The sequence below is a fragment of the uncultured Corynebacterium sp. genome (genome assembly GCF_937999985.1).
Lineage (GTDB): Bacteria > Actinomycetota > Actinomycetes > Mycobacteriales > Mycobacteriaceae > Corynebacterium.
In genome coordinates this window covers 1-6,202 of sequence record NZ_CALLDG010000212.1, presented here as the reverse complement: position 1 = coordinate 6,202, position 6,202 = coordinate 1, and the positions used below count along the sequence as shown (strand labels likewise).

The 6,202-nt window shown below is 61.3% G+C and carries 6 protein-coding genes; 1 reads left to right on the top strand and 5 read right to left on the bottom strand.

The genetic code is table 11. The features are described 5' to 3' along the window. Nucleotides 1-185: 185 nt before the first annotated feature. Nucleotides 186-698 carry a hypothetical protein gene (locus Q0331_RS10640; RefSeq protein WP_008783725.1) on the bottom strand — a complete coding sequence of 171 codons (513 nt, stop codon included), beginning with the start codon at nt 696-698 and terminating at the stop codon, nt 186-188. Nucleotides 699-965: 267 nt separating this feature from the next. Here Q0331_RS10640 and Q0331_RS10635 point away from each other — a divergent pair, with 267 nt between their 5' ends. Further along, nucleotides 966-2,168 carry a MobA/MobL family protein gene (locus Q0331_RS10635; RefSeq protein ID WP_008783733.1) on the top strand — a complete coding sequence of 401 codons (1,203 nt, stop codon included), beginning with the start codon at nt 966-968 and terminating at the stop codon, nt 2,166-2,168. 63 nt (nt 2,169-2,231) lie between these two features. On the opposite strand, the gene Q0331_RS10630 is transcribed toward Q0331_RS10635, so the two are convergent. The 4 genes from Q0331_RS10630 to Q0331_RS10615 all read right to left on the bottom strand — a co-directional run bounded on the left by Q0331_RS10630 (nt 2,232) and on the right by Q0331_RS10615 (nt 6,034). Next, on the bottom strand, nt 2,232-2,735 hold the full coding sequence (locus Q0331_RS10630; protein WP_008783732.1) for a hypothetical protein: 504 nt from the start codon (nt 2,733-2,735) through the stop codon (nt 2,232-2,234). Between the two features lie 583 nt (nt 2,736-3,318). Continuing rightward, the gene (locus Q0331_RS10625) at nt 3,319-4,230 is read right to left on the bottom strand and encodes a replication initiation protein (protein WP_008783729.1); all 912 of its coding nucleotides are present in this window, start codon (nt 4,228-4,230) and stop codon (nt 3,319-3,321) included. 259 nt (nt 4,231-4,489) lie between these two features. Beyond that, the gene (locus Q0331_RS10620) at nt 4,490-4,909 is read right to left on the bottom strand and encodes a hypothetical protein (protein WP_008783728.1); all 420 of its coding nucleotides are present in this window, start codon (nt 4,907-4,909) and stop codon (nt 4,490-4,492) included. Between the two features lie 231 nt (nt 4,910-5,140). Further along, the gene (locus Q0331_RS10615) at nt 5,141-6,034 is read right to left on the bottom strand and encodes a replication initiation protein (RefSeq protein ID WP_298076309.1); all 894 of its coding nucleotides are present in this window, start codon (nt 6,032-6,034) and stop codon (nt 5,141-5,143) included. Nucleotides 6,035-6,202: the final 168 nt, after the last annotated feature.

The following is a 6,202-nucleotide window of genomic DNA, read 5'->3' as shown; positions in this document are numbered from 1 at the left end:
TTTTTGTCCCCGGTTCGCTCCCTTTTTGTCCCCGGTTCGCTCCCTTTTTGTCCCCGGTTCGCTCCCTTTTTGTCCCCAGTAACATCCTCTGAGCCCAATGTTTCCAAGGGCTGCGGAGGGCCTAAAAGAATGTAAAAAGATTTTAAAAGATTTAAAAAGGGCGCACGGCGCCTTTTTTTTGGACGTCAGATCAGGCCATCGGAGGGCGTTTGGGGAGTCCTGCGTTCGGGGTTGACCGGCTCGTATGAGGGTGGCTGGTATCCGCTTGGCCCGTCGTCCGCCCAGAGGTCGCTGATCTCGCCGTCCCTTCTGCCCCATTCCTCGCTCAGCGCCTCGTACACCAGGTCGTGCAGGTTCCAGTTCATGCCATCGCTGGTTCTGACGTTGTGTTCCAGGGCCTTGGTGACGGTGGTCTTGAGGTCCTCGCGGCTCGTGTAGTTGTCCATCACGTCGGTGGAGCACATGGCTTCCACCAGCGAGCCGAGCTGCACGAGGCGGGCTATGCGCTCCTTGGCCCTCTCGTCGCCGCCCTCGAAGCCCGCGGCCGACTCGGCCATCGCGCCGACCTCGATCAGGCGCTTGGTGCGGGCCCTGCGTTCGCGTTCCCTGCGCCGCGCCATGAGGTCGTTCTCGCGGGCCTTGAGCTGGGCCTGCCTCTCCTGCAGGGACTTGATCTGCTCATCCAGGCTCTTCACCATCGAAACGGCTCCTTACATGGTCTGCATCATCCGTATGGTGATATGATTCTACCAGCAAGGAAATCCCTAATCAAAGATTAGGGCGCACTTACATGTTACCGGTGGTAACATTCAGCGTAAGCGCGCTCTCCCGAGGGGCCACTCCGTGGGGGCCAAGCGTGCGCCGCTTGGATCCGCGCCCCGTCCCGGCGGGGTGCCGGCCACCTCCCCGGTGGAGGGCCAACGGGCCTCCCGGCCCTTTGGATTCCCGGAAAGGAGTACAGTCCCGTGGCGATCTACTCGTTGCACGTGTCGAACGTGAGCCGTGCCGCCGGCTCCAGCGCCGTCGCCTCCTGCTCGTACATCACCTCGCGTCGGATGCGCGACGAGCGCACCGGCGAGGCGTTCAACGGGTTCGGCCGCAGGGAGCGCGTCGAGCATGTATGCACGATGCTGCCCGAGGGCGCGCCCGGCGAGTACCTCGACCCGGAGCGTTTGTTCAACGCCGTCGAGATGGCCGAGAAACGTTCCGACGCGAGGCCCGCGAAGAAGATCATGGTCGCCCTGCCCCGCGAGTTCGACGCCCGCGAACGCTTCCGCGCACTGGAGGACTTCATCTCATGGAACATCACGGCCAACGGCTACGCCTGCACGTACGCCATCCACACCGACAAGGACGGACGTAACCCCCACGCGCACATCCTCGTCGCCAACCGGCGCATCGACCCGAAGACCGGCAGATGGGCGGCGAAGAGCCGCAGCGAGTTCGCGTTGGACGCCAACGGCCGGCGCATCCCCGTCATCGACCCCGACACCGGACGGCAGAAGATCGGCGCCAGAAACCGCAAGGTCTGGAAGCGCGTCAACGTGAGCAACAACCCCTTGGACTCCAAGGAGTTCCTCGAAAGGCTCAGGCGCGAGTGGGCCGACTCCTGCAACGCCCTGCTCCCCGGATACGCCGTCATCGACCATCGGAGCTTCAAGGCGCGGGGCATCGAACGCATCCCCACCATCCACGAGGGATACGCCAGCCGCGAGATGGAGAAACGCGGCGGCAGGGGCGACCTGTGCGAGGAGAACCGGCGCATCCAGGCCCTGAACCGGCTCCTCGACGCGCTTAGGGCCATGATCGGGCGGCTCTCCGACCAAGCGCAAGGCATCCTGACGGCCGTCAAACGCCGCCAACGGCCCTCAGGCGCGCCACAGGCCCCTTCAAGCCCTGAACCGGCCGAAAGGCCACAGGAACGCCCGCAGGCTCGTGAAACGCCGCCACAGGCCCCGCAGGAACCCCCGAAGCCCATCAGGACGAAAAAGGCGCTCACCGACAGGTTCAAGACACGGCTTGACGAGCGGCTGGCCGAAAACGAACGCAAACAGGCCGAAAAACAGGCCGAACCCGACATGGAGGAGACATGGGACCTCTCCGACCCCGCCGACCCGCTCAACATCGGCATGGGCTGGGGCACGGGAGGCCACGGACTCGGCCTGTGAGAACGCCGGGAACGCAAAGGGCCGGCATCCGAAGACACCGGCCCGAAATTTAGAAAGACATCCTTACCAGCGGGTAACGGATACGCCGTCGACGCCAGAGCCGTCTGCCGTGGCGATGCGCATCCACGGACCAGCTGCGACAGGGGTGTATGTAACTCCATTGATTGCGAAGGTGATCTGTCCCGACTTATTGCCGGTCGTATAGCTGTTGCGATACGGCCAGGACCCCGTTGCCGTTCCGGTGCCTGCAAACTGCATGTCACCCAAAGCGTTCCCGCCAGCCCAGCATCCAGCATTGGAATCAGCGCATCCACGCGAGACAGTTACCGAATAATCTTCAGCCTCGCTCGGCGGCAGCACGTCCACCAATTCGCCGTTGCTGGAATCAAAGAGAATCGTTGTGCCAGGTTCGCCGACAATCATGTCCCCGCCCGACGGAGTGGTGGTAAGTTCATAGAACGACTCGTCAGTGGTTTCTTGAGCAGATGCCACCGGGACTGCCGTCGACAGGAGCGCCAGCAGAGTCATTGGAACCACTGCCATCTTCAAATGCTTGGTACGTAACATTTTTGCCCCCTTGATTAGGTATGCCAGACGTGCGTCTGACAAGGAAATTATAGCTCTTGGACCTTGGATTGAACAGACCAGTAATGCAAAGGGTTGGTGTTTGAAGACGCCGGCCCCGCATCCGAAGACGCGGGGCCACGGCCCAATCAAAGGGGATGGCGGGTAACCCATCCCGCCGGCATCGGCCATCCCCGAAAAGTCATGCATGCCCGCCTGATCGTAAGGGGGAAGTTAGCAGCGCCTCCGCCGGCGTTTCCATCTTAGCCGATACGATTGGCGTCGTCGATGGACGTCTTGTAGCAGGGACGAAAACCGACCGCCCGGCATCCGCCGGGCGACGCTGCCGCGCCAGTCGCGGCGCGGCCCGAACGAAAGGCGCAGCACATGCGCATGGGTAACAAGGGCCGCACGGCCGGCCCTGGATATGGCTGATGGCGGTCATCGTCATCTGCCTCGCTCCCGTGATGGATCCCATCGCGGCCGACATCACCGTGACGGCCCTGGCCGTCTGGGCGATGAGAAACAGCCGCTAAACGGCACCCGGCCCGTCCGAGCGCAAGCCCGGACGGGCTTTCACATACCATCACGCAGCACTCGGCCAGTCGGAGACATACCCCTCGGCACCGGCGAATCCATGACCGCCGTGCGCGTCGAGGAACGCCTGAGTATCAGGGTCGAGCGCCGGTCCCTCGCCCGGCACCGACAGATCGGGCACGGGCGTCTTCGACACGTCCCTGAGCGACTTCCTCGCCTCATCGGTCACCACGGAGCCGGACAGCTCCACGCGCGGAGCGGGAGCGCCGCCGGGTACCTTCTCCGGGTCAAATTCAAATTCGAACCCGACAAGGGAAGCGCGGCCACGTCCCGGCTTCTTCTTCAGGTACTTGCGATGCACCTTCAGATTCAGCAGAGGCCCCAACTCCTCCTCAATCGGCTTAAGAACATACTTGTTGATTTCGCTCGGCCGATACGATTTGGGTACGTCGAGCAGTCGGCGGAAGTCCTCAAGGCTGACCTTCCACACACCGGTTTGTCGGTACTGCTTGAGCCTCCTGTAGCACTCCTTGGCGTAGCTGGAGCGCAGGGCCGTGAACTCGGCCAGCTCGAAGCGGGTGAACTGCGAGGTGAGGTCGTTAAGCAGGAACGAGAAGCGCGAGTTCACCGATACGGTGAGTGTGCGTTTGGTCGGGCTGGTGACGAAGCCTGCGAACAGGGCGAACTGGATGATGTCGTGCTCTTCGTTCTGGAACTCGAAGTTGAGCGCGAGCAGGCGACGGTTCACATTGGCAATCTGCTTGGCGAACTCATCGTTGGTCATGTTCCTCTGAAGTCCGGCCAGCCGCTTCAATTCTTCGAACGTGAACGCCACCTCGTCCGTGCCCTTGTCCCGCACGCGAGACGCGATGGCCATCAGCAAATCAAGATCGAGCGCGGTGAACTTGCGCAGCGCCTGATTGTTGAACTGGTTCGAGTACTTCACGATCTCATCGGACATGACTGCATTCTACCATAAAAACGAGATTTTTATATTTTCTACCCTTTATTCTCCCAAAACCTCGTTTTTATTCCTCAAAAGCGTCCTTTATTCTCCCAAAACCTCCCCTAAATAATTCCCAAAACCTCCCCTTTAATCTCCCATTTTCTCCCCTTTAATAGTGCGTTTCCCCTACTGCCGTAAGGCCTGCGGGGAGTCTAAAAGAGTACAAAAGATTCTATAAAAAGGGGCTCCGCCCCGATGAAGAGAAGAAACCGACTCAGTTCCAAGGCTGCTGCTGCCATTGCTGTGGCTGTTGGAATCCGGGCTGGTAGCCATAGCCCGGCTGCTCCTGTATCTGAGGCTCTTGGGGCAGGTCACGAACCTGTTCCCGCAGCTCACCCGCCGACTCAGCGCTGGGGAGCCTCACGCCCGCGTCAGAGGCCCATGCGCGCAGTTCGGCGGCATGGGCCTTGAGCATGTCCAGCAGCCTTTGCCGGTTGCCCTCGTCGTTCCAGACGCCCTCGTCGTAGCCAAGCACGCCCTCGTTGGAGAGGATGCCGCCCAGCCGGATGATCAGATGGGTGCGCCGCTTGCGCGCCTTGGCGTTCTCCCTAGCCACGATGCGCTGTTTGCGCGCCCTGAGCTGCTTCATCCGGCGCTCGATGTCGGCCATCTGCTCCTCGACGCTCCTGGTCATCGGTTCCTCCCTGCGTTCCGTCGGTTATCAATCAGGACGCTAGACCCCACGGCAGCACGGCACGGGGCACGGCGTCTACACACCAAACCTAAACCCGGAAGAACGGAGCCGGTTTGGACATCCAAGCCGCGAGGGCGAAGCGTTCATCAATGCCGAACGTGCCGCCCCCGCCGATTTCCGCGCGCATGACGGCCACGGGAGGGAAACACCGAAGAGGCGCGGACACGGCCGCTAGAACAGCTTTCCGGCGTTCTGCGCATGATGTTCGCGGTTGCGAGCGTCAAACGCGCAGAAACGGCATTCCCCGGCCTCCACGGTGCCGTCGAAGTGGTCACGCGCGGCCGTCACGTCGAACAGCTCAGTGGTCGTGAACACCTCGCCGTACCCGGCGACGCTCGTCCAATGGCCCACATCCTCCGCCTTCCTCGCCTCCACGGGCCTGGCGTCGATCACCGGAGGGGTCTCGCGGGCGAACGTGAACACGAACCCCGACAGCCTGCGTTTCACGTACTGGCGCTCGATCTTCAGTCCAAGGAGTGGCCCACACTCCTCGATAATCGGCTTGAGGACTCGTTTGTTGAGATCTCTCACTTGCTCGGCTGTGGATTTGGGAACGCTGAGCAGTCGGCAGAACTCGTCGCGGCTGATCTTCCAGATTCCGGAGCTGCGGTATTGTTTGGCCCTGCGGTAGAACTCCTTGGCGTACTTGCTTTTGAGGTCGGCGAACTCGGCCAGCTCGAAGCGCGTGAACTGGCTGGTCAGGTCGTTGAGCAGGAACGCGAACTCCTCGTTGACCCCAACCGCGAGGGTCGCCTCCTGCGGGTCGGTAACGAACTTCGTGAACAGCGCGAACTGGATGATCTTGCCCGAATCCTCGAACATGTAGTTCAACGCCAGCAGCCGCGCGTTCGTCTGCACGATCTTGTCGGCCAGCTGCCTGTTGGTCAGGTTCTTCCTCAGCCGCATGAGGCCGCGCAGCTCCTCGAACGAGAACTCCACCGTGGCCGTGCCCTTCTCCCTCACCCTTGAGGCGATCGCCATGAGCACGTCCAGGTGCACGGCGTCGAACTTCTTCAGTGCCACGTTGTTGAACTGGTTGCTGAACTTCACGATCTCATTGGACATGGCCTTAGCATAGCTCCTATGGGGGACTCAAATTAAGTTAGTCCACAAATAATTTGAGTCCCCACCTTGATCAAAAAGGAGACACATTTTAGCAACGTCCCCGGTTCGCTCCCTTTTTGTCCCCGGTTCGCTCCCTTTTTGTCCCCGGTTCGCTCCCTTTTTGTCCCC

Coding starts and splice junctions, on each gene's coding strand:
- Q0331_RS10640 (WP_008783725.1), bottom strand. CDS start 698: ATGGTGAAGAGCCTGGATGAGCAGATCAAGTCCCTGCAGGAGAGGCAG.
- Q0331_RS10630 (WP_008783732.1), bottom strand. CDS start 2,735: ATGTTACGTACCAAGCATTTGAAGATGGCAGTGGTTCCAATGACTCTG.
- Q0331_RS10625 (WP_008783729.1), bottom strand. CDS start 4,230: ATGTCCGATGAGATCGTGAAGTACTCGAACCAGTTCAACAATCAGGCG.
- Q0331_RS10620 (WP_008783728.1), bottom strand. CDS start 4,909: ATGACCAGGAGCGTCGAGGAGCAGATGGCCGACATCGAGCGCCGGATG.
- Q0331_RS10615 (WP_298076309.1), bottom strand. CDS start 6,034: ATGTCCAATGAGATCGTGAAGTTCAGCAACCAGTTCAACAACGTGGCA.